Source organism: Tautonia marina, assembly GCF_009177065.1.
Lineage (GTDB): Bacteria > Planctomycetota > Planctomycetia > Isosphaerales > Isosphaeraceae > Tautonia > Tautonia marina.
Map to the genome: position 1 here is coordinate 161,612 of NZ_WEZF01000001.1, position 22,683 is coordinate 184,294.

19 protein-coding genes are annotated in these 22,683 nt (G+C 65.8%); 13 read left to right on the forward strand and 6 right to left on the reverse strand.

The window, feature by feature from the left end; genetic code table 11:
• Positions 1-52: 52 nt before the first annotated feature.
• The 4 genes from GA615_RS00660 to GA615_RS00675 form a co-directional block, all read right to left on the reverse strand.
• Positions 53-1,771 (reverse strand): amino acid adenylation domain-containing protein, encoded by a 1,719-nt coding sequence (locus GA615_RS00660; protein WP_152049329.1) that lies wholly within the window; start codon positions 1,769-1,771, stop codon positions 53-55.
• A 127-nt stretch (positions 1,772-1,898) separates the two neighbouring features.
• Complete coding sequence (locus tag GA615_RS00665) at positions 1,899-3,134, reverse strand: SGNH/GDSL hydrolase family protein (RefSeq protein ID WP_152049330.1); 1,236 nt, start codon at positions 3,132-3,134, stop codon at positions 1,899-1,901.
• Positions 3,131-4,291: an SGNH/GDSL hydrolase family protein gene (locus GA615_RS00670; RefSeq protein WP_152049331.1), complete on the reverse strand. Its 1,161-nt coding sequence runs from the start codon at positions 4,289-4,291 to the stop codon at positions 3,131-3,133. Before GA615_RS00670 ends, GA615_RS00665 begins: the two co-directional genes overlap by 4 nt.
• Positions 4,288-5,682 carry a hypothetical protein gene (locus GA615_RS00675; protein ID WP_152049332.1) on the reverse strand — a complete coding sequence of 465 codons (1,395 nt, stop codon included), beginning with the start codon at positions 5,680-5,682 and terminating at the stop codon, positions 4,288-4,290. The genes GA615_RS00670 and GA615_RS00675 overlap by 4 nt, the downstream gene beginning before the upstream one ends.
• A gap of 675 nt (positions 5,683-6,357) precedes the next feature.
• On the opposite strand from GA615_RS00675, the gene GA615_RS00680 reads away from it, so the two are divergent.
• From GA615_RS00680 to GA615_RS00740, 13 genes are all read left to right on the forward strand, one after another.
• The gene (locus GA615_RS00680) at positions 6,358-8,181 is read left to right on the forward strand and encodes an ArnT family glycosyltransferase (protein ID WP_161602087.1); all 1,824 of its coding nucleotides are present in this window, start codon (positions 6,358-6,360) and stop codon (positions 8,179-8,181) included.
• Between the two features lie 616 nt (positions 8,182-8,797).
• Positions 8,798-9,406 (forward strand): hypothetical protein, encoded by a 609-nt coding sequence (locus GA615_RS00685; protein ID WP_152049334.1) that lies wholly within the window; start codon positions 8,798-8,800, stop codon positions 9,404-9,406.
• 365 nt (positions 9,407-9,771) lie between these two features.
• Positions 9,772-11,316 (forward strand): hypothetical protein, encoded by a 1,545-nt coding sequence (locus GA615_RS00690; protein ID WP_152049335.1) that lies wholly within the window; start codon positions 9,772-9,774, stop codon positions 11,314-11,316.
• Positions 11,313-11,879: a FliG C-terminal domain-containing protein gene (locus GA615_RS00695; RefSeq protein WP_152049336.1), complete on the forward strand. Its 567-nt coding sequence runs from the start codon at positions 11,313-11,315 to the stop codon at positions 11,877-11,879. The genes GA615_RS00690 and GA615_RS00695 overlap by 4 nt, the downstream gene beginning before the upstream one ends.
• A 251-nt stretch (positions 11,880-12,130) precedes the next feature.
• A complete protein-coding gene (locus tag GA615_RS00700) occupies positions 12,131-12,553 on the forward strand; it encodes a flagellar biosynthetic protein FliO (protein WP_152049337.1) in 423 nt (140 codons plus the stop codon).
• The gene (locus GA615_RS00705; protein WP_152049338.1) at positions 12,550-13,515 is read left to right on the forward strand and encodes a flagellar type III secretion system pore protein FliP; all 966 of its coding nucleotides are present in this window, start codon (positions 12,550-12,552) and stop codon (positions 13,513-13,515) included. The genes GA615_RS00700 and GA615_RS00705 overlap by 4 nt, the downstream gene beginning before the upstream one ends.
• Before the next feature lie 45 nt (positions 13,516-13,560).
• On the forward strand, positions 13,561-13,827 hold the full coding sequence (locus GA615_RS00710) for a flagellar biosynthetic protein FliQ (protein WP_152049339.1): 267 nt from the start codon (positions 13,561-13,563) through the stop codon (positions 13,825-13,827).
• 72 nt (positions 13,828-13,899) lie between these two features.
• Positions 13,900-14,685 (forward strand): flagellar biosynthetic protein FliR, encoded by a 786-nt coding sequence (locus GA615_RS00715; RefSeq protein ID WP_152049340.1) that lies wholly within the window; start codon positions 13,900-13,902, stop codon positions 14,683-14,685.
• A 60-nt stretch (positions 14,686-14,745) separates the two neighbouring features.
• The gene (locus GA615_RS00720; RefSeq protein WP_152049341.1) at positions 14,746-15,534 is read left to right on the forward strand and encodes an EscU/YscU/HrcU family type III secretion system export apparatus switch protein; all 789 of its coding nucleotides are present in this window, start codon (positions 14,746-14,748) and stop codon (positions 15,532-15,534) included.
• Between the two features lie 155 nt (positions 15,535-15,689).
• Positions 15,690-16,334: an MT-A70 family methyltransferase gene (locus tag GA615_RS00725; protein WP_152049342.1), complete on the forward strand. Its 645-nt coding sequence runs from the start codon at positions 15,690-15,692 to the stop codon at positions 16,332-16,334.
• Between the two features lie 269 nt (positions 16,335-16,603).
• Positions 16,604-17,071, forward strand: coding sequence for a hypothetical protein (locus GA615_RS00730; RefSeq protein WP_152049343.1), 468 nt, complete (start codon positions 16,604-16,606; stop codon positions 17,069-17,071).
• Between the two features lie 459 nt (positions 17,072-17,530).
• Complete coding sequence (locus tag GA615_RS00735) at positions 17,531-19,105, forward strand: 2-isopropylmalate synthase (protein WP_152049344.1); 1,575 nt, start codon at positions 17,531-17,533, stop codon at positions 19,103-19,105.
• A gap of 106 nt (positions 19,106-19,211) precedes the next feature.
• Positions 19,212-20,330: an esterase-like activity of phytase family protein gene (locus tag GA615_RS00740; protein WP_152049345.1), complete on the forward strand. Its 1,119-nt coding sequence runs from the start codon at positions 19,212-19,214 to the stop codon at positions 20,328-20,330.
• A 172-nt stretch (positions 20,331-20,502) separates the two neighbouring features.
• Here GA615_RS00740 and GA615_RS00745 read toward each other — a convergent pair whose 3' ends face one another.
• Positions 20,503-21,279: a FliA/WhiG family RNA polymerase sigma factor gene (locus GA615_RS00745; RefSeq protein WP_152049346.1), complete on the reverse strand. Its 777-nt coding sequence runs from the start codon at positions 21,277-21,279 to the stop codon at positions 20,503-20,505.
• A 415-nt stretch (positions 21,280-21,694) separates the two neighbouring features.
• Entirely contained in the window at positions 21,695-22,633 is a 939-nt protein-coding gene (locus GA615_RS00750; protein ID WP_161602088.1) for a P-loop NTPase, read from the reverse strand.
• Positions 22,634-22,683: the final 50 nt, after the last annotated feature.

The window sequence follows — 22,683 nt, forward strand, 5'->3', positions numbered from 1 at the left end:
GACGTTCCGGAATCCAATGGGTGATGCACGCCTTCCGTCTTCCTTGCCGTGGTCAGGCCGCCTCGGAGGAAACCTCGCCGGACACGAGCGTGATCAGCCGAGGGTAATCAATCTTGTCGGTCGAGGTGGATGGCAGCACGGGCAGAAACCGAATGGCGTCGGGAATCATATAAGTTGGCAAGTGTGCAGTACAATGACGCTTCACGGCGATGATCGAGGCTTTTTGGCCGGGTTTCATGGCCACGAAGGCCGTGATCGTCAGGCCGGCGTCGCCCGGCACGGCCACCACCGCGGCTCGGGAGATGCCGTCGAGCCGATCGAGCGCGGCCTCGATCTCTCCCAACTCGATCCGGTAGCCTCGCTTCTTCACCATCCGGTCTCGACGCCCATGATAGGCGAAGCAACCCCCGCCGATGTCGGCGACCAGATCCCCGGTCCGATACCAGAGTGTGCCGTCGGGAGCTTCGATGAAGGCCGATTCCGTCAGGTCGTCTCGCCCGAAGTATCCGCGCATCACGCCCGGCCCGGCAATGAGCAGTTCTCCTTCGTCCCCCTCGGGCACGTCGTCCCCTTGCTCATCGACCACTCGGGCCTGAAGCGGCGGGCAGACCGGGCCGATCGGGAAGGCTTCAGTCCGGTCGTCGGCGATCGAGGCCGGAATTCGGTACGCCGTGCAGACGTTCGTCTCCGTCGGCCCGTACAGGTTCCAGAGCGTTGCCGACGGCCAGAGCTTGCGCAGCCGCTTCAACTGAGTGATCGGGAACACCTCTCCCGCAAAAAGCACGAGCGAGGGAACAGGGAACCCCGGCCGATCGAGGCGGCCGAACTCGGCCATCAGACCGAGAATCGACGGCGCAGAGTACCAGACGTCAATCTGCCGCTCGGCCAGGAAATCACCGAGCCGAACCGGATCTTTCCCCAGCCCTTCGCTCACGAGAACGAGCGTCCCGCCCGCCCGGCACGAGGCATAAAGGTCAAAGACCGACAGATCAAAATGAAACGGAGCATGCGAGGCAAACCGTCGCCCCGGCTCCTGGCCGAACTCCGATACGCACCAGTCGAGGAAACTCAAGGCATTCTGATGCGTTAGGGTCACTCCCTTGGGCGTTCCGGTCGATCCCGAGGTGTACAGGATGTACGCCACATCGCCATCGAACCGGGGGGAGGGATCGGGCGTCGGGGCCTCGTCAGCCATCACCTCGTCCCAGGTCGCGCAATCGTCGTCGGTCGTTTCTCCCACGACGATCAACTTGGGCAGGGGACCGGGGCCAGCCCAGGCGCTGCGGAGCGACTCGACCAGTGAAGCATGAATCACAATCGTCTTGACGAAGGCGTCGGCCAGAATCCCCGCTCCTCGGGCGACCGGAGCGGTGGCATCGACCGGCACATAGGCGGCACCGGCGCGAAGGATGCCGTGAATGGCCGCGACCGCCTCCAGCGATTTCGGCAGCATCAGCCCGACACGGTCCCCTCGGCCTACGCCATAGCGCGCCAGTCGGGCGTCGAGCCGATCGGCCGCGTGGTCAAGCTGGGCATAGGTCAGCGTCTGACCCGCTTCGGTTTCGACCGCGACCCGGTCGGGCCATCGGTTCGCGGCGCGATCGAGCAACTGGGCCAGGTGGATCGTCTCCCGAGGAGCCAGGACCGGCCGGTGCGCCGGATGCCCGGCATCGACCCGGCGATCGGGGTGGAAGCGAATCGACGATCCGGCCGGCGCGGAGGTCGAGCGATCGCTGGAAGTCCACGGTTGAGCGATACGGTGAGGTTGCATGGTCGTCAGTCCCTTGACGGTCATCGCAGGAAGGGTCACGAGTGGGAGATGTGAGCGAGTGGCGGTCAAGCCGATCGTTGCATGCCGATCATCCCGATCGGCAAGGGCCCAGGCACCGCGATTTCGGTCAGTTCTCGTCGAGATTGGCGAGCGGAGGCTCTGAGAGCAAACGTCCCCCGCCTTCGGCCTCGAGCAAGAGCTTCGAAAGCTCGCGATCCGCCACGAGGGCGCGGGCCAGTTCGAGGAAGATCAAGCGATGGCCTTCGGCGTTCGGGTGGTCGTCCCACGGAGCAAGCGCGAGCGAGGACGGGTCCTCGTCGTCAAACGCTCCGGTCAGGTCGAGCTGCCGAATGCCATGACGGCGGGCCATTTCGTGGTGCCGGTTCACCCCTTCGTCCCGGTCGCCGGGAAGGTCCGACAGACCGGCCCGAGGAATGATGAGGTAGACCAGGGGCACCCGCCGAGCACGACACTCGGAGGCAAGGGTGCCGACCGCGCCGTCACAGAGGGTCCAGAGGTGCGGCGCCAGTTTCGCCTTCAAGCGGCTGCGCCGCCTGAGCCGGCCCTCGGGGTCGAGGGCCAAATCGTCCTCGGTCAGGGCGGCCACGTCAAGAATCGCCCTGACGAAATCGTACGTCGGGTCGGCCCGATAGCGCAGGAGATCGCAGAGGTGAATCTCCGAGAGCCTCGGGTCGAGCATCGTGCCCGAGTAGAGCACCAGATCCGGATCGAAATCGGCCGCGAAGGTGCGGAATCGTTCCAGCCGTTGGGCCGGTCCATGCGCGGCCATGGCGAAATTGAGAACCTCGAACTTGCGATCCAACCCAATCTTCACCGCGCGAGCGTTGAGCCATTCTTCCAGCCAGTTTTCGTAGGTCCCCGCCACATCGACGCCCCAGCCCATATCGATCGATGAGCCCAGCAGGACGATTCGGAATGTTCCGGGAGGCTTGCTGACCTGATAGCCTTCCAGATCCCGCAATCCATGCTCATTCGTGGTGAACACATGGTCGAAAACCGGCTTGCGGATATTCGGATAGAGCTGGAACTGAATGAACGAGTCGGGAATGTAGTGGGTGGCTCCCATGTCGTGAAAGCTGACCCATCGACCGGGCTTGCCCAGCAGGCGCAAGGCGACCTCGTCCGTGGCCCGGTCTTCGGGATCACCACGGTTGATCAGCCCTTCGTAATAGCCGCCCGCGTTGGCTTCGCGGTCGGCCCGATTGGCCTCGGCCGATCGCAAGCTCTGCATGGCGGTGCGCGCTCGACCCACCGGCCAGTCGATCAGGCCCAGGGTGAGCAGGGCAGCCGAGACAAGCAGGGCCGACAGCAAGGGGGCTCGAACGGCGAGGTTCCGGGTCATCGGTGAACGGCTCCCCCGGCCGATCCGGGCCGGCTCGGTTGGGTCCAGGGGACACCCGGCCGGTCGGCCAGGGCCTCCTCCAGGTGTCGGGCGAGGATGGCGTGCCCTTCGGCGTTCGGGTGGTAGTCGTCCGGCCCGATGGCCAGGAGGTTCGGGTCGAGGCCGTCGAAGGCGTCGGACAGGTCGATCACCGGATCAAATCCCGACGCGATCGCCAGGTCCACCAGTGACCGACGTTCCGACTCGCTCAGCGATCGACCCACCCGGGGCAGCAAGATCCAGGCGACCGGAACCCCTCGGCCGCGGCAATCCGCGGCCAGCGTCTGATACACGTCGGAGAGAATCCGAAATCGCTCGGATTCCAGGCCGTTCTTGATCTGCCTGGCGCTCGCTCCTGGTTTTAGCCCGGCAGAGTTGATGGCGTCTTGATAAATCGGGATGTCCCAGCCGAACCCCGCGGTCATCAACCGTCGGAGCCGCCGCTCGTCCCAGTCAAGGTCGGCGGCGGTCGCTTGCACGATCACCAGGTCGGGCGCGAGCAGCCAGCCGAGGCGCTCCAGATGCTCGCGCCGTTGGCCCGGCGAGTAGCCGGGAACGCAGAGGTTCAGGATCTCAATCCGAGGGCCGCCGACCACGGTCGATCGAGCGTTCAGGGCCTGTTCCAGCCTCGGCTCGAACCCTTCGCCATCATGCACGCCCCAGCCGACGCCGATGGAATCGCCGATCAGAACCGCTCGAACGGTCCCCTCCGGCTTCTCGGCGTCGTACTCCTGGTCGCGTAGGCCAAGGGCATTGGTCGTCCAGTGGGCCTGTTGAAAGATGGTCGTGAACGACGGCGTCAGGACGCACTCACGCATATCCTCAACCGGTTGCGCCAGGTCCGTCGCCTTGAACGGCGGTGGTTTGGCCGGAGCGGACGCAAGCGACTGACCGTCGAGCCGTCGTCCCGTATCGAGCAGGTGCTCATAGTAGCCGGCCTCCATGCGGTCGAGGTCGACCGAATTCTTCCCGGCAAGCAAGAACGAATCGGTCACGCCGGGGCGGAACGAATCGGGGGCCAATCCCCAGCAGAGCAGGGCCGCTGCCAGCGCGAACTGGCGACGAAGGGAACGAGTCCCCGTCGAGATTGCACCGGCAGGGCGAGGAGTTGCGCTCACGATCCCAACCCCCGGCGCAGCATGGCCAACCAGGCGTCGAGGCTCGGGCTGGTCCAGAGCGACCAGAGCAAGGAGATGGTGACGAACGTCGCCGCCACCTTCGCCGAGCGGACCAGGCCGTCTTGCACGCGGGACGAGGTCGAAGGTGCTGTCACCACCTTGCGGCGAACCCGCGAGCGCCGGGCGTCGAGCTGCACGTTGATCAGCACAAAGACGCCCAGGATGCTCCAGAACAGGGCATCCGGCACGCTGAAGTGCCACGATCCGCTCAGCCAGAACGACTGGTACGCATGCAAGAACCACGTGGCGACGAACACCACGGTCGTTGCCGCCGCCAGCGCCTGCCATTGCGGCCGGCGCTTCAGGCGGAACGCCACCGGATTGAAGAAGACGCGGACCATGAAGTCTTTCCAGTAGATGTTGATCCGTCGCCAGTAGTCGGTGAAGCTCGTCGCCAGCAAGTAATGATGATGCGTCTCGGGCAGCTTGAACCCGAACAGGTGCAGCATGCCGCACGCAATGTGAAACTGCCCCGATACGTGCAGGTAAAGCAGATAATTGCACGAGAGGAACCGTGCCAGGCTACCGGGTCCAGCCACCTGATCGGGGCTGATCAACAACTCGTGGTAGACGAGACGATAGAGCAGCAAATGAACGAATCCCCGCAGCATCATCTTCAGGCCGTCACGCTGAACCGCGTGAATCTCTCCCGAGAAATACCCGCGCTGCATCGTCCGGTAGTCAACGACCGGAAAATGCAGGAAGCAGTAATTCGGCAGCAGGAAGAAATAGCTCAGCACATCGCTCGTGGGCTCGGCCTTCTGCGCATGCTTCAACTCATATAGGAAAATGATCAGCCGAAACATGAACATAGTGCCGAGAATCGGCAGGACCGGCGACGGCAAGCTCGACTCGATCACCCCCGCCTGAATCAGACCCAGGCCAATCCCCACGCCCAGCACGCCGGCCACCTTGGCCAGCCAGGGCAGGGGAGTCAGGCAGAGGCCGATCAGACCCAGAGCAATCGGCAGGACCACCACCGCCGTCGAGACACCGAAGACCCACACCAGGCCCACGATCGAGGCGCCGATGAAGAAGGGTTTCTTCCACCGAAACGGCAAGAGGTAGTGAACCGGAAGGGCCGCGGCCGCAATCGCCAGCAAGAGGTGAAAGCCTCGCCCCTCAAGGTTGTACACATGGGCAAGCCCCACCAGCAGCCCAAGCTGAAGCATCACCGGCAGAAAGTGCCGAAGGCTTCGGCGGCAGGTCTCCGGCTCGCCGGGAAAGAGTCCGGGCGTTCGGGGAAGGGGTTGGGTCTCGGTGCGCTCGCGAACGAACCGACGATGAGGCGCGCGAGGTGGCGCGACAATCCTGGTCATGGCGAGCCGCATGGGGCCATCCCCCTTCCATGGCGGACGAATGATTCGGCTTCGGGTGCGTCGGGATCGGCCGGAATGGGCGATCATCACAGACGCTCGACGCAACGGGTCGATGCTCGAAAAAACGGCGAGCGGTGTGTCGGGCCGCGATCCCCGTTTGCAAAAAGACCTTGAAAGACGTGGACAGGTGCCGTGATGCAAGGGGGCCGGGCCATCCCTGTGCCCGTTGGTGCCCCCTTGCCATCGCATCCGTGCGTCCTTCCGACACCCTTCGACGAACCGCGGTACACCGAGAACATCGACGTGCGCGGCCCAGGGCGTCGTCAACCTGATCGGTCGCGTCCTGCCTCGTCGAAAAAGCGGCGAGACGCGGATCAGGTTGATTGGGGCTGGGATATACCCGAAGTTCCGCGACCCTGTCAACACGGGCCGCGCGACTTGTCTTCCCGGTTTTTTTTCTTCAATCGGCGCAATGCGAGACAGGCAAAGCGAGTGGAGCGCTTCACTGACACTCGAATTGCCGACCCCTCGTGCTCCCCTCCTTTTTGCCGAAGCGGTTCGCCTTGTCCGAGGCGATGGCTTGGGCTATTGTGCCTCAATCATCACAGAGAAACCGGCACGCTTCGCGCCTTGTCGGCGGGCGGCAGGTTGAGCAGCGTCTGCGACGGCCAGGGAGGGCGAGTCACGATGCCGCTTCGTCGTTTATCGCGTGGAATCCGTTCACGAGGCCCGGAACTGGTGCTGGCCTTCGCCTCGTTGGTGACCTTTTTGGGGTTGCTCGGCGCCGTCGATCTCTGGGGAAAACGTGAACAACGGGCCGCGGCCGAGGCGCTCGACACCGTCGAGCACGGCCACTGGTTGATCGCTGAGATTCAAAGCCGTCCCCGGCTCGAAAAGCCTCCCCTACCTCGCTGGGTCAGCGGTAGCCTGATGCTCGTGAGTGGCCGGAGCGACGAGATGATGGTCCGGCTCCCCTCGGCCCTGTCGGCCGTCGGGGTGACCTTGCTCGTCTACGGGCTGGGCCGTCGGATGGGCGGCCGATCGGTCGGCCTTGCCGCAGGGCTAGCGTATTGCACCACCTTCTATGTGATCAGCGAGCATCGCCAGGCCGGCAACGACGGACCGCTTGCCTTTTTCACCACGCTCGCCCTCTATGCTGCCTGGCGACGCCTGCACGGCGATCGGGAGGGGGCCGAACTGGCCTCTCCGGCCGATGAGCCGGGGTCGTCCCGATGGACTCTGGCCATGTACGCGGCGCTCGGGCTCGGGTTTCTCACCAAGGGGCCGGTCATTCTGGTCCTGGTCGGCCTGACCGTCTTGCCCTATCTGATGCTGGCCCGCCGCTTCGGGCCGGGCATGCGATTGCTGGCCGACTGGCGAGGGATCCTGTTGATGCTGGGCCTCTGCCTCGCCTGGCCCGTGCCGGTCGTCCTGGCTCGGTTCGATGCCCTCAGCGTCTGGTGGCTGGAGATTGGGCAGAAGGTCGGTTCGGCCGGTGTGATGCACCACAGCCGTCGGACCCCCTTGGTGGCCGAGTGGTTCTGGATGGCGATGCCCTGGACCCCTCTGGCCCTGGTGGCGCTCGCCCTCCCCTTCACGGCCCGCGGTCGATCGGCCCGACCAACCATCTGGTTCGCCTGGCTCTGGGCCTTTGCCAACCTGCTGATGTTCAGCACCTGGTCGGTGGCCAAGCCGAATTACTACGTTCCTTGCCTGCCCGCCGTGGCCCTGCTGGCCGGTTCGGAATGGGTGCGATTGGCCCGAGCGGCCCGGACCGGAGCCGTTGCCCCCAGGCTCATGGTGCAGTCGACCTGGGTGGTTTTGTTCGTGATCGCCTGCGCCGCCCCGGTGGTCATCTCGCAGCGAGCCCCCGACCTGCTCGTTCCGGCGGTCGGCCTGGCGGTGGTGGTCAGCCTCGGAGTCTTCGGCTCGGCCTGGTCCTGGCGTCGAGGGGCCGAAGGAATGGCCCTGGCCCCAATCGCCGGGGCGGTCTCGTGCAGTGTCCTCATTATCTATGGAGCCATTGCCCGGCCGGTCGTCTCGAATCAGAGTCATCGTCCGCTGGCCGCAACCATCAACCGGATCGTTCCCGACGACGCGTCGACCGTCATGTTCTTTCACGAGCTGGATGAGGGGCTCTGGTTCTACCTCCGCAATCGGAACCTCGCCCCGGTTCCCGGAAGCCAGCCTGAAACCAACGACGCGCACGATCTGCTCATGGAAGCCCGACGCGGTGATCTGATCCAGGACCCCCAGCTTCGCATTCAGCGCGATCTCGACACGTTGCTCAGCTGGATTGCCGACCCCGGCCGATCGACCAGCTACATGCTCATCCGCGACCGTGTCTACGATCACTTCTCCCCCGCCTTGCAGGGTAAGGTCACCGAGCTTTACCGCGAACCCGAACTCCATCGGAACGAGCTGATCTTACTCCGGGTCGATCCGGTCAATGAGCTTGCCTCGGCCGAAACCGGCGACGGCCGACGGGGATCACCTGCGCCCCGCCGTTGATCTCTCCTGCTCCCACGCCTCCAGACCCGACCAGACCAATCCGCTCTACCCTCGGCCCTTTGATCTCACAAGACGCTCGCCATCGCGAGTGACAGTGAGGTCGGGGCCGATCGTTTGCGCGGCCCCCTCGCCACGGTTCCCGATCCGCGGACGAAATCCACGGACGAATCTGGCCTCTCCTGGCTGGGAGAAGATCAACGGATCGGCGAAAGACGACCGGTCGCGACAGCGAAGCCGTTCCGGTCCAAGCGGTCGTTTCGGTTGGTTGGGCGTCACAGTTTGCCTAGGCGGAAGCGGCTTTCGGACCGCGACGACCGGCATCTCCGTTCGCCCTAAACCCTTATCAGAAAAGGGCGAAGGACCTCAAGGGACTGCCCGGGGATGACGATACAACGGGTGGCTCGCCAAGGGATCGCCGCGGCGAGGACTCGGGAGCATCGAGACCCCAGGGGGTGACCTTCATCACGGTCGGGCCGGTCGGCCCCAGACGCCGGGAACGTCTGCCGGAGTGAGGTCCCAGTCCATCTCGAACCGAATTGCAACGCGATCGTGCCGACCGACCGATCGGCATTGTTCGATTGCGTGCAGACTGAATTCTTGAGGAGATTGTTCTCCCATGTCGAAGATTTTGACCTTGAGCGTCTGCCTGGCCCTCGCTCTCGCCTCCACGAGTGGCGTCGCACTGGCTGGCGGCCACGGCGGCCTGATGCCTTCTCCGCAGGTCGTGGCTGCTCCTCAGCACGTTGCCCCCAGCGGACAGGGTGTTCTGCCCACCGCCCAGGGCTATGTCGATCACTGCGCTCCGGCCCCCAAGCACTGCGGGCTGAAGCTCCCTCACCTCAGCATGCCGAAAATCTGCCTGCCCAAGATTTCTCTCCCGAAGATCCCGCCCAAGTGCTACGAGTACGAGTGGGTTCTGAAGAAGAAGCGCGTTGGTGGCGGCCTGCTCGGCATGCTCCACCACGACAAGGGCTGCGCGACCGACGTGGTTGACTACGGTCATCACGATGTCTATGCGACCGGCCAGGGCTATGTCACCCCGACCGCCCAGTACACCGGCGCCGTCTACGGCACCGGCCAGGCCTATGGCTCCGGCCAGGCTGTTCCTGCCGCTCCTGGCGTCATGGAACCCGCTCCGGTCGAAACCGACGAAGCCCCCGAGGCCCCGGTTGTCCCCAGCGCCTACGGCCGTCTCGGCTCCTCGCTGTTCGGCACCACCCGCTAATCGCGTGGCGCCTGCTTTCGGGCGATCGCATCGAGATGCTCTGGAACCAGTGCCTCTCGCTGTGTGATCGAGCATGACGCGACCCACTCTTGATTCCGCACCTACGGGGCGGCCTTCCTGACCGGGAGGCCGCCCCGCCCGCATTTGCCCCCAGGCTGCTCCCGCGATTGACAAGACCCGGGGTTTGTCGGATAACTCGCTCCGCTCGGACCAGATCGTGCTCGGTCGGCGCTTGCCGGTCACCGTCAGCGCGATCGACACCGAGGCATCGCGATGGTCGCATCCGATCGGAGGGTTCGGCTCCGAATCGGTTCGATTCGAGCCGCGCACGCCGCGGATCGGGCAAACAGGGGGGCGGGGCGATTATGCGGAGCGAAGATCGCGAGCCGGGCGGGGCCAGGTCTGCTCCGGGGTCCGGAAGGGGTCGGCTAGGGGAGCGGCTCCAGACGCTCTCGGGCTGGCTCCGCGATCGACAGCAGGCACCTCGCCGCGTGGCCGCGCTGGCAATTGCTGTGGCGATCATCGCCCTGGTGTCCTCCTCGCTGATCCCTCCCCGGGCCGAGCAAACCGAGTGGCTCGATCAGGGCCGGGCGTTCCCTCCCGATCAGGCCGAGGCCCTGCTCAACGAGCTGGCCCTCAAGGGAATCGACGCTCAAGCCGACGACCGGGGCCGCGTCTCCGTTCCCCCCACCCGTCTCGCCGAGGCGCTCAAGGTGCTCGACCAGCTCGGGCTCGATCGCCGCTCCATCGTTCAGGAACTGGAAGACCCGGCCCGGCCCCCGCTGATGGCCGATGCCACCGAGCGGACCGAGATCTATCTCCGCGCCGAGGCCCGCAAGATTGAGCGCGCCCTGCAGGAGATTCCCGGCATCCAGTCGGCTGTCGTGGTCTTGATGCCCAAACCCGGCCGTCCCTTCGCCCGACCCGAAACCGCCCGCGCCGGAGTCCACCTCCGGGCCGACCGCGGCCAGTCCCTCTCCCCCACGACCGTCGATCGCGTGCTGAACGTCATCGCCACCTTCACGCAACTGAAGGCCGACGATGTCACCATCATCGACGCCCACGGAGACGCCCTGCTCAAGGCCGGCGATCCCACCTTCGCCCGAGGCATGAGGGCCGAAGCCCTGGCCCGAAGCTGGGAAGCGGCCATCGCCGAGCAACTCTCCCCCGTCATCGACGGCGCCCTGGTCGAGGTCCGTCTCGATGCCCCGATCGACGCCGATCCTCCCGTTCCGGTCGTCCCCACGCGCGACGCCGACGCCCCGACCTTCGAACCAACCCCTTCCCCCCCGCCCGTAGCCGTCGAGGTCGTTCCGAACGGCCCGATGTCCCTCGATCCGGAACCCGAATCGACGGCCCCCGCGTCTCCTCCGCTGCTCGCCGAGCCGCCCCCGAGCCGGGCGAACGTGCTGATCAAGGTGCCCGCCTCGTACTACCTGGCGCGGCACGATGCCTTTCTCAACGCCCGCGAGCCGAAGCAAGACGTCCTCGATCGCTTCGTGGCCTTCACCGAAGATTATGTTCGCACGATCGTGGCGCACGTCATTCCCGAAGCATCGCTCGGGCGTGTGCAAATCCTCATGCAACCGTTGCCCAATGAACCCGACAAGCCGCGCTCCATTCCTCGCGACACGAGCCAGGAGGCGGCCCTCTGGTGGGTACCTGCGGCCGTGCTGGCGGGGGTGGCGGGGCTCGCCCTGATTGCCGCGACCAGCGGCTGGCTTTCCGCTCGTCGTCCGGCCTTGCGGGCCTCGTCGGCCATGGCCGGAACCTCCCGACCGCATCTGCCCCCGATGCAAGACGACGACGCCCCCGGCCCGGCCGATCGTGTCCGCGAACTGGTCCGGAGTGATCCCTCGGCGGCCGCCGCCGTTCTCCGACGATGGGTTGAACAGGGAGCCGACGCATGAGCACGTCCGCGTTTGACGGGCCTGAACACCTCTCGCCGACCGATCGCCCCGGCGGCGATCCGATCCCCCCCATTCGCAAGGCGGCGATCCTCGTCGTCAGCCTGGAACAACCGCTCGCCTCGAAGCTCCTCGCCGAACTCGACCGCGCGACCGTCGAGGCCGTCACCCTGGAAATTGCCCGGCTCGATCGCATCGACCCGGTCGAACAGCGCCGGGTCCTCGACGAGTTCTTCGACCTCGGCCTGCGGCGCCTCTGGTTCGCCTTCGACGACGTGGTCAAACTCAGCGACCGCGACCTTCGCACCGCCTACCACGACGAAGACGCGACCGTCTGGGCCCTGGCCCTTGCCGGCGCCGCTCGACCCGTCCGGCAAAAGGTCCTTGAGGCCCTGCCGCCCGAGTCGGCTGCCGCCCTGCACCAGACCATGGAAGCCCTCGGCCCGTTCCGGCTCGACGACGCCGAGTCGGCCCAGGCCGAACTGGCCGAGCACCTCCGCCGCCTTCACGACCGCGGACAACTGACCCTTCCCGAACCCGCCGGCCGGGAGGCCATCTTCGTCTAGCACGCTGTTCGCTCACTTCTCTCGTCCCCGGCACGTACCCCTCTCCCCCGCTCGCGGGGGAGAGGGTGGCCGCAGGCCGGGTGAGGGGGCCGATGCGAAAACCCTCCGCGTTTGCGATCCGAACGATCCGCCCTCGCCCAATCGCCGGTTGCCGCAGGTCGGGAGTGGGGGCACGGCGACCTTCGACACGGTGGATTCCCAGACGGAACGGCACATGAGAACGCCAAGAGGCTATCAATCGTGAGTGTTCGATGCGTATTGCTCGGTTGAGTCGATTGCTCCTCCTGGTTCTGGTCCTCGGCCCGACGCTCCCGGCTCAAGATGCCGCGGCCGATCCTCCCGAACCCCCCGCCGAGGCATTACGGGGTCGGGTCGGCCTGGGCGACCCGGCAACGTTCAGCCTCGCGTTGACGGCCGTGCTGGCCATCGTTGGCGTCGGGATTGTCCTCGGGACCCGAAGAACCTCGGGAGGGGCAGGGGGCCTCTTGCGCGTTGTCGGCCGGGCTCACCTCACGGGTCGGCACTCGGTCTACTTGCTTCGAGCCGGCGATCGGACCCTGATCGTCGGGGTCGGCCCTCAGGGAGCCCCGTCCTTGCTCGGAGAGCTTGACCCCTCCGCCTCGCCTCCCGAACCCCTTCGAGCCGACGGCCCTGCACGGGAGGACAACGCATGAAACGATCACGACGCGTTCGATTGCGTTTCGGAATGATACTCTTGCTCCTGGTCGGAGCCTCGTTCCCCGCGACCGGGCAGGATACGCCCTCGCTCGACCCAACCCCGGAAACTCCTCCCGCGAGGATTGATCTCGGCATCGATCCGGCCACCTACTTCGAGGTCGGTTCGATCGACGCCGAGGTCCAGCCCGCCGCTGCGGTCGAGACCCCCGCCTCACCGTCGGGCGACGCAACGGCCGACACTCCCCCCACCGCTCGGGCCGAGGTCGAGCGCGTCGCCCGCACGGTCGGGCTCTTTGCCGCCGTTTCGCTTGCGCCGGTGGCGGTCTTGATGGCCACGGCGTTTGTTCGAATCAACATCGTCTTGCTGTTGCTCCGCCAGGCGATCGGCAGTCCTCAGGTGCCGGGCAATCAGGTCCTCACGGTCCTCTCGCTCCTGCTGACGGCGATGGTGATGGCCCCCGCGGCTGAACTCGTCTATCGCGACGCGATTCGCCCCTACGCCGATGGCGAGCTGCCGGTCGAGGAGGCGTGGCAGGTCGGCTCCGGACCCATCAAGGCCTTCATGCTCGATCAGATCCACCGAACCGGCCACGCTCACTATCTCGATGCCCTTTCGGTCCATGCCCAGGCCGCCGATGATTCGCCTACCGTGGCTTCGGAGACCGAGGAAAACGCCTCGCCCGCCGCCTCCCCTCCGCTACGGGTCGTGGCCCCGGCGTTCCTCATCAGCGAGCTGACGACGGCTCTCTGGATCGGGTTCCTCATTTACTTGCCCTTCCTGGTGGTGGATCTCGTGGTGTCGGCCGTCCTGGCGGCGACCGGCCTGATCATGCTCCCCCCGACGCAGGTGGCCTTGCCCCTGAAACTGGCGCTGTTCGTCCTGGTCGATGGCTGGTGGCTCGTGGCCGATGGCCTCTTGCGGACCTTCGCCCTGGGGTCGTCCGGCGCCGTCGGGTGATCCGGCCCGCGTCCGTTCCTGGCATCAAGGAGGAGGAATTCCGTCATGGACGATTCGGTTTTGCTTGGGGTCACCCGCGAAGCGGTCCGCGTGGCCGTCTTGCTCGCCGCCGGACCGCTCGGGGTGGCCCTGCTCATCGGCATCCTGGCCGCGCTCGGTCAGGCCATGACCCAGATGAACGAGCCGACTGTCGGCCTGGTTGCTCGGCTCGGCGGGGTGGCCGTCGTCTCGGTTCTCCTGCTGCCCTGGCTCCTGGCCCGCTGGCTCGACTTCGCCGCGCTGGCCTTCGGGGGCTTTCCGGATCTGCTCTGACCCGATCGCCCCTCGCTGTCGTGGCCGTTCCGAGGGATTTCCCTGCTCGTCCGTTGATCGTTTGAGACTCGCATGCCCGACCTCTTGCACGAAATGATCGGCGCCCCCTCGTCGTTCGTGCTGGTCCTGGCCCGATCGGCCGGCCTGGTCTGGGGGCTCGCCTGGCTGGCAGGGGCGTCTGGAGCCGGCCTCCGCACCAAGCTGGCCGCGGCTGTGGTGATCGCCTCGGCCGTCGTGCCGATTGTCGGCCCTCGAATCGCCCCGCCCGACGATTCGCTCGCCCTGGGCGGATCGGTGCTCATCGAGGTGGCCCTCGGTGCCGCCCTTGGGGTCGGGGCCGGCCTGATCGTCGCCGCGGCCCGCTTGGCCGGCGAGGTCATCGGCGCCCAGGCCGGGCTCTCGGCCGCCTCCTCCCTGACTCCCGGCTCGGGCGAGGGGATGGAAACTCCCCTGGCGACCCTCTTTGGCCTGATCGCCCTGGCCGCCTTCGCCGCGATCGACGGGCCGATCCGCTTGACGATCGCCCTGGCCGACAGCTACGGCCTCGGGCTGGCCCCCGAGGGCGTGGCGGCCTCACTGGCCGGCGGGATCTCGACCGACGTCGTTCGCTCCGTCTTCCAGACGATCGGCCAGGCGCTCGGGCTGGCCCTCTGGCTGGCGGCTCCGGTGGCTCTGTCGTTGCTCGTGGCTCAAATCGCCGTCGGGGTGCTCGTTCGAGGCGCTCCCGCCCTGTCGAGCTTCACCACCTGGCTTTCGGTTCGCGCCACCCTCGGCCTGATTCTCCTAATGATCGGCCTGGCCTCTGTCGTCTCCGGCCTGGCCTCGGCCTGGCTCACTCTCCTTCCCGGTGGCTTCTGAGGCAATCGCGCCTCGGCCGTTGATCCGCCCTGGGTTCCTGGTTCGATCGAGGTTCCCGCCATGTCCGACGATCGCAATCTTGAGCCCTCTCCTCGCCGGCTCCGAGAGGCCCGAGAGCGCGGCATGGTCCCCCACAGCCCCGAGCTGACCGCGAGTGTCGGCATCCTGGCGGCCGTGGCGGTCCTGGGAGCCTCCGGACCCCCGTTGATGGACGGGATTCTCAGCCTGATGCAAGCATCGTTGGCCGGCGATGCCCCCGGACTGGCCGATCCCCGCCTGTTTGCCCATCATGTCCGATCGGCGATCAGTGCGGTGGCGGTTCCGATGCTGGCGGTGCTCGTCGCTCCGGCCCTGGCGTCGCTACTGGCGCATCAACTCCAGCTCGGCGGGCTGTTTGTCCCGTCGCTCGCCGTGCCCGATCCGGCTCGCCTCCGCCCCGGAGCGCGGGGTGGCTCCCCCGTCGATCGCCTCGGCCGGGCCCTGGGAACCGTGCTTCGGGCGACGGCCCTCGTCGTGCTGACCTGGTGGGTCATCCGATCGCTGCTGAGCCGGTTCGATCCCCTGGCCGCCTCTTCAGATCGCTCGGCGATGCTCCGCTCCCTGGCGGTTGCCGTCCATCAGGCGCTCTTGCAGTTCGGCCTGGCGATGCTCGTCATCGGCCTGATTCACTACGCCATCCAGTTCCGTCGGCTCCACGCCCAGCTTCGCATGACTCCCGAGGAACGCCGCGAGGAGCAACGCGAGCACGACGGCGATCCCTCCCTCCGCTCCCGACGCCGAGCCGCCCGCGACCGCCACCTCGGCCCGCCCGAGGCTTCCTCCCCCACCTCGGCCGCCGATCCCATCTGATCCAACCCGATTTCCGGCCCTTTCTCCCTGCACGTGGGGAGAGGGTTGGGGGGGCCTTGCCTTCGGAGCCGACCGATCACGCGCCCTCACACGAGCGGGTGGTAAGGTAGACTCAACCGTGGAGAGACGAATCAAGACCCCGAGGTGCTCGGCGGATGGAAACAGGGTGTCGGGATCTGCGGGGGTTTGCGGGAGCGACCCGGTTTCGGACCGTGCTGGCCGACCCGCCCTGGCAGTTTCAGAACCGGACGGGAAAGGTCGCGCCCGAGCATCGGCGGCTGACTCGGTATGAGACGATGACCCTCGACGCCATCGCCGCCTTGCCCGTCGATCAGGTGGTCGAAGAACCGGCACATCTCTATTTGTGGGTTCCCAATGCGCTCTTGCCCGACGGCTTGATGGTCTTGCAGGCGTGGGGGTTTCGCTACAAGGCGAACCTCGTCTGGCACAAGGTCCGCAAGGACGGCGGGAGCGACGGCCGCGGGGTCGGGTTTTATTTTCGCAACGTCACCGAGCTGCTTCTGTTCGGCGTACGAGGGCCGAACGCCCGGACCCGAGAGGCCGGACGCAGGCAGGTCAACCTGTTCGCCTCGCGCAAGCAGGAACACAGCCGCAAACCCGACGAACAGTATGCGATTATCGAGTCCTGTTCCAGCGGCCCGTATCTGGAATTGTTTGCCCGAGGCACCCGTCCGGGTTGGTCGAGCTGGGGCTTGCAGGCGGCTGAGGGCTACGAGCCGACCTGGCCGACCTACGCCGATCATTCCGGATCGAGGAAACACGTGACGGACCCGAGTTGACCGGCGATGGGAATCGGGGAGTTGGCCTCGCGAGGGATGTTGGCGCGTGTCGAGATGATTTCGCCTTGATCTTGAACGAAGCGAATGGGGTGATCTGAGGGAGGGACCGACACGCATCGACCCCTGCTTGACGCGGGGAACTTCGACCTTCGTAATGGGGATGAGCCGGTGTGTCTGGAGCATCCGCCGAACACGGCCCCCACCGGCCGATCCGGGGCGTTGGAGCACGATTCGATGCTCCGAGCCAACCCAAGCAACGGAGCAGAAGCATGTTGGCACGAGGTTTCCTGACGGTGATTCTCCTGGCGAGCCCAGCTGTGGCGCTTGGCCAGAATGATGACCAAGCCCTGGCCGTGGCCCGGGACGTTCTGGACCGCGGTGCCAAGCTGTTCGACATGCGAGACGCCGCGGCGATGGCAGACACGTATCTTGAGCAGAGTCAGGTCATCCTCATCAAACAATCGTCTGAGTCGGCCGATTTCGAGATCGAGACCACCAGCGGACGGCGAGAGATCGAGAAAGGGTATGCCGAGCTTTTCAAGGATCGTGATCCCTCCCATCGCTCACGCAACACGGTGGAACTGGCGCGGTGGTTGACCCCGGATCTGCTGTTGATTCAGGGGCGCTTCGCCCTGAACGTGGAACAGGGCGACTTCTTGAAGTTTGTCCAGGTCCGGGCTCGCGTGGGAGATCAGTGGAAAGTGGTAACCATGCAGCTCATGCCGCTGCCCCAGTAGGTTTCGGCCCCTCGCCCGATGTGAGGAGCCGGTGGCGTCGATGGGGTGAGGATCGAGGGCGTTCGATTTTTTTTTGGAGTTGACGATCGCGACCGGCCACCCGTACGATCCATTGCAGTGCTGGTGCTGCGCAAAGTGATCGGCTTCGCTCTGACCATCATTCTCAAACGGAACACGCATGCCCATGTCTCCCGCCATCCTACTGCTGGGCCTTCGACTGAGCCTGGCACTCGACCTGTTGCTTACAGGCCGGGTGGGGGACTAGGGAGCGTCGTCGGCACGAGTCGCACAGGACACGAGACTCGACGGAGCCCCGAGACCCACCCGGCCGGTGGATCTCGGGGCTTTTTTGCGTTCCGCAACTGCCTTTTGGTTCGGTTCGATCGACCCCGCCGGCCTTGCTTTGGATCGTTTCCAATCCAATACCTTCGAGCACGACGAGAGAGGATAGGCCCCCCTATGGCCGACGACGCACGAATCCGGATCTTCGACACCACGCTCCGCGACGGCGAGCAATCTCCCGGCGCGAGTATGACCCACGCCGAGAAGCTCGAACTGGCCCGGGCGCTGGCCGACCTCGGGGTCGATATCATCGAGGCCGGGTTCCCGATCGCCTCGGTCGGCGACTTCGAAGCCGTGCGGGCCATCGCCACCGAGGTCGCCGGGCCGACCATCTGTGCCCTTGCCCGCTGCAACGACCGCGACATCGACCGCGCCTGGGAGGCGATCCAGTACGCCCAGAAAGGACGCATCCACGTCTTCCTCGCCACGTCGGCCATCCACCGTGAGCACAAGCTGCGGATGACCCCCGAGCAGATCATCGAACGCGCCGTCGCCGGGGTCAGGCGTGCCGCCGGCTACTGCCCCGATGTCGAGTTCAGCCCCGAAGACGCCGCGAGAACCGAGATCGACTTCCTCTGCGCCGTGGTCGAGGCTGCCATCGACGCCGGGGCAACCACCGTCAACATTCCCGATACCGTCGGCTACGCCACCCCGGTCCAGTTCGCCCGCGTGATCCGAACCCTCAAGGAACGCGTGCCGAACATCGAGAAAGCCATCATCAGCGTTCACTGTCATGACGACCTGGGAATGGCCGTCGCCAACAGCCTCGCCGGGGTCGAGGCCGGGGCCAGGCAGGTCGAATGCACCATCAACGGTATCGGCGAGCGTGCCGGCAACGCCGCGCTCGAAGAAATCGTCATGGCCCTGCGCACCCGCAAGGATTTCTACGGCGTCGATACCGGTGTGAAGACCGAGCGTCTCTTCCCGACCAGCCGATTGCTCACCACCATCACCGGCCTCGCCGTACAGCGCAACAAGGCAATCGTCGGCCGCAATGCCTTCGCTCACGAATCCGGCATCCATCAAGACGGCATGCTGAAAGAGCGCTCGACGTATGAAATCATGAAGCCCGAGGAAGTCGGTGTGCCCAAAACCGACCTCGTTCTGGGCAAGCACTCCGGCCGCCACGCCTTGAAGGACCGTGCAATCGAACTCGGCTTCCATCTGACCGAGGAGCAGCTCAACGCCGTCTTCGAAGACTTCAAGGCTCTGGCGGACAAGAAGAAAGAAGTCTACGACGAAGACCTCGCCGTCCTCATCGAGAAGCAGATCGGCGACGACGTGCCCAAGGCCTGGGAACTGATCAGCGTACAGACGACCACCGGCACGAACACGCTGCCCACCGCCACCGTCTGCATCCGCAACCCCGCTGGCGAAATCGTCCAGGACGCCGCCATCGGCGCCGGGCCGGTCGATGCCATCTTCAAGGCCGTTGAGCGTGTGACCGGCGTCCGTGCCTCGCTGCACGACTTCGCCATCCGCAGCGTCTCGCGCGGCAAGGACGCCCAGGGCGAGGTCACGCTCGAACTCGCCGTCGAAAGCGACGCCCACGACTTCCGCGGCCGGGCCGCCTCGACCGACATCATCGAAGCCAGCGCCCTCGCTTATATCAACGCCGTCAACGCCATCGCCTCCCGCCGCCAGCGCGGTCGCGTCCGCGAGGTCGCCGGCCGCCCCGGTGCGGGGGCATGACGCGAGAAATCGCGCCGTGATCGCAACGAAGCTCAGGCTGGGTACGATCAATGTCGCTCGAGCCCAGCCCCTTTTGGAATCAGCACGAAGCGATCGAGGACTCCTCATGAGATGCGACCGTGTTGCCGTTGCGATGCTCCTTGCGATTTCGGGACAGGTCTGGGCCGTCCCCATCGAGGACCCGCCGATCGTCCCTGACGTCGCCTTTCTCGGCCAGGCAACCCTGCCCGGAAACGCCACCGTCGAGGGAACACGCGTCGGGGGGCTTTCGGGACTTGTGTTCGACGAGGCGACCGGAACCTATCTGGCCATCTCCGACGATAAAGGCGGCCCCGGAATGCCGGCGCCGCGGGTCTATCGGCTCTCCGCCACGCTCGAAGACGGGAAGCTTAACCAGGGCGGAGTCCGCCTGGAATCGGTCCTGGAACTGACCCGAGCCGATGGATCGCGCGTGCCGGAAGGATCGGTCGATGCGGAAGGCATCGCGCTCGGACCAAATGGAGATCTTTTCATCAGTGCCGAGGGAATGCCGAACGCCTCCCCTCCGGTGCCGCCGTCGGTCGATCGGTTCGACGGAACCTCCGGCCGGTATCGCCGAAGCATGGAGGTGCCCGAGGCGTATCTGCCGGCCTTGCAACCGCGCCGAGGGGTGCGGAGCAACCTCGCCTTCGAGTCGTTAACGACCACGCCGGGAGGCCGCTTCCTCGACACGGCCACCGAGAACGCCCTGCATCAGGATGGACCGGCGGCAAGCGTCGAGCGTGGCTCCCCTTGCCGGATTGTGCGGTTCGACACGGATTCAGGAATGCCCGTTGCCGAATTCGTGTATCACGCCGATGCCATCGTCGGCAAGACCGGCGCGAACGTCGCGGGACTCGTGGAATTGCTCGCGATCGACGGCACGCGATGGCTCGCCCTCGAACGCTCCTTCTCCACGGGCTCCGGCTTCACGGTCCGTCTTTACGAGGCATCCCTTACCGGAGCGACAAACGTCCTCGGGGTCGCGTCCCTCACCGAGCGAGACGACGTGGTGCCCGTCCGCAAGCAACTGCTGCTCGACCTCGGCACGATTGAGGGCTTCCTTCCGACGAATCTGGAGGGGATGGCGTTCGGGCCGGATCTGGAAGACGGCAGACGGCTCGTGATCCTCATGGCCGATAATCAATTGATGACCTTCTTCCCATCTCAATTCGTTGCACTCGGGGTAACCATTCCCCCAAGATAATCCGGCCACGTACCAAAACAGGCCCCGCGAGGGGCTCTGGGTGGAGCACCATCTCGCGGGGCCTGCGGGAAGGATCAGGATGAGAACGGGACCGATGGGGGCCGCCGAGGTTCGGAGGTCGCATCGGCCGGGAAATTTAAAGATTCAGACCGGAACCAAGGGGGATGAAGGGTCAGGTGCCAAACTCGGGTCGGCGGCCGTTCAGTTGCGACTGAAGCCGCTGAATGATCGAGGAATGCATCTGAGAGACCCGCGACTCGGACAGGTCGAGCGTCGCGCCGATCTCCTTCATCGTCAGTTCTTCATAATAATAGAGAATAATAATCAGGCGTTCATTCCGGTTCAGCCCCTTGGTGACCATGCGCATCAGGTCTTTGCGCTGAAGTCGTCCGGTGGGGTCTTCACCCTTCTTATCTTCGAGAATGTCGATTTCTCGAACGTCTTTATAGCTGTCGGTTTCGTACCACTTCTTGTTCAGCGAGATAAGGCCGACGGCGTTGGCGTCCATGGCCATTTTTTCGTATTCGGCCATGCTCAGGCCGAGTTTTTCGGCAAGCTCGCGATCGGTGGGGGGGCGGCCGTGCTCAGCTTCGAGCGCCTTGCGAGCCTCCTCCATCTTGGTCGCCTTGGCTCGAACGAGCCGAGGAACCCAGTCCATCGTGCGCAGCTCGTCGAGCATCGCGCCGCGGATGCGGGGGACACAGTAGGTTTCAAACTTGACGCCTCGGTTCAGGTCGAAGGCGTCGATGGCGTCCATCAGGCCGAACACGCCGGCGGAGATGAGGTCGTCCAGATCGACCCCCTCGGGCAGGCGCTGCCAGATACGCTCGGCGTTGTACTTGACCAGCGGCAGATAGCGCTCAACGAGCCGGTTCCGCAGGTCGGTGGTCGGGTGTTCCTTGAATTGTCGCCAGAGTTCAGCGACATCCACGTCCACCTTGGCTGTCATCCTTGACCTCCGTCGGGGGTCTGCGGAGAGGCCCGGGCGCCGTCCTGGCCGCCGGGGTCAGCCCGCCAATTCCACCCCGCCACTGCGGGGCATCGGGGCGGGAGAAGCGTTCGAATCGAACCGTGAGGGGACCCGCGGGCCAGACCTGTTCACGAAGTTCGACGGGCCAGTCGGGTGCAACCCCCTTCCGTATCCGTCTCACCTCGCGAACCATCCTCCGCAAGTCACTTCACTCCTCCGACTCAATCCGAACGATCCGCTCTCACGCTCTTTATCGGACAACCGGTCGAACCGGCTTGAACCTCTCACTCAATTCTTTTTTTGGCAAGATCGCTTCCGCGAAAATCCGACGGCAAGGCCCCGAGTCTGATCACCCTTCGGCAATCCTCCTCCAGGCCCGACGCCGGGGTTCGGCTTAGCGAACCGCCATTTTGGGCGTCTTGCGGCCCGTCAGGGCCGACAGCAACCCGGAACGTTGGGGGGCCAGACCGAGGGCCTCGTCGGCCTCGGCGGCCAGGGCGCGAGCCAGCCGCTTGACGCAGCGAGAGGCTTCGCAGCCGGGGGCATCGAGCAAAAACGGGCGTCGACGGCGCACAGCCGTCGGAACTTTCGGGTCGAACCGGACAAACCCGGGGCCGATCGGCCGCACGGCCGCCCCCAGGAACGACCGGCAGGCCGAGGCAAGGCGGTCAAGCGCTTCGATCGCCTCGGCGCTCGATCGGGCCTGGCCGATCACCGATCGGATCGGCGGGCCGCCACCGGGGCGGCGTCGCAACCGGGCGACGACCGCCTGGGCATCGGCCAGCGCCGTCGGTTCGGGAGAGGCGACCACCACCACCTGATCGACCGCGTCGGCCAGCACCGAGCCGCTTGGGCCAAGGCCCGAGCCGCCGTCGATCAGAATGAAGTCGGCCTCGGTCTCTCGGGAAATGTCGGGCAGTTCGGCCGCCAGCCGTTCCCGGGCGTGGTCCACGGCCTCGTCACCGGCCCGAGCGGCATGCACGCCCGAGAGGAACCGGATCGACTCCGGGCCATCAACGATCGTCCCCGCCAGCGGCCGGTCGTCGGCCATCGCGTCTCCCAGGTCGCGGTCGAGGGCCAGCCCGCACAGCAGATCGAGGTTCGCCAGCCCCGCGTCGGCGTCGATCAGCACGACCCGGCGGCCCATCCCCCCCAGCGCGACCGCAAGGTTCAACGTCAGGTTCGAGGTGCCGACCCCGCCCTTGCCGCTGGTAATCAGCAGTGTTCGCGCCTTGTGCGGCGGCGCGGGCAGCGCCGCCTGATCGGCGCGGAGGCCGGGAGGGGTCGATCGATTCTTGAACAGCGAGCGAAGACCATCAGCTTGATCCGACATGAGCGATCCCTCGGACTGCGGGTTGAGATCAGGGTGAGTCGTGCTTCCGA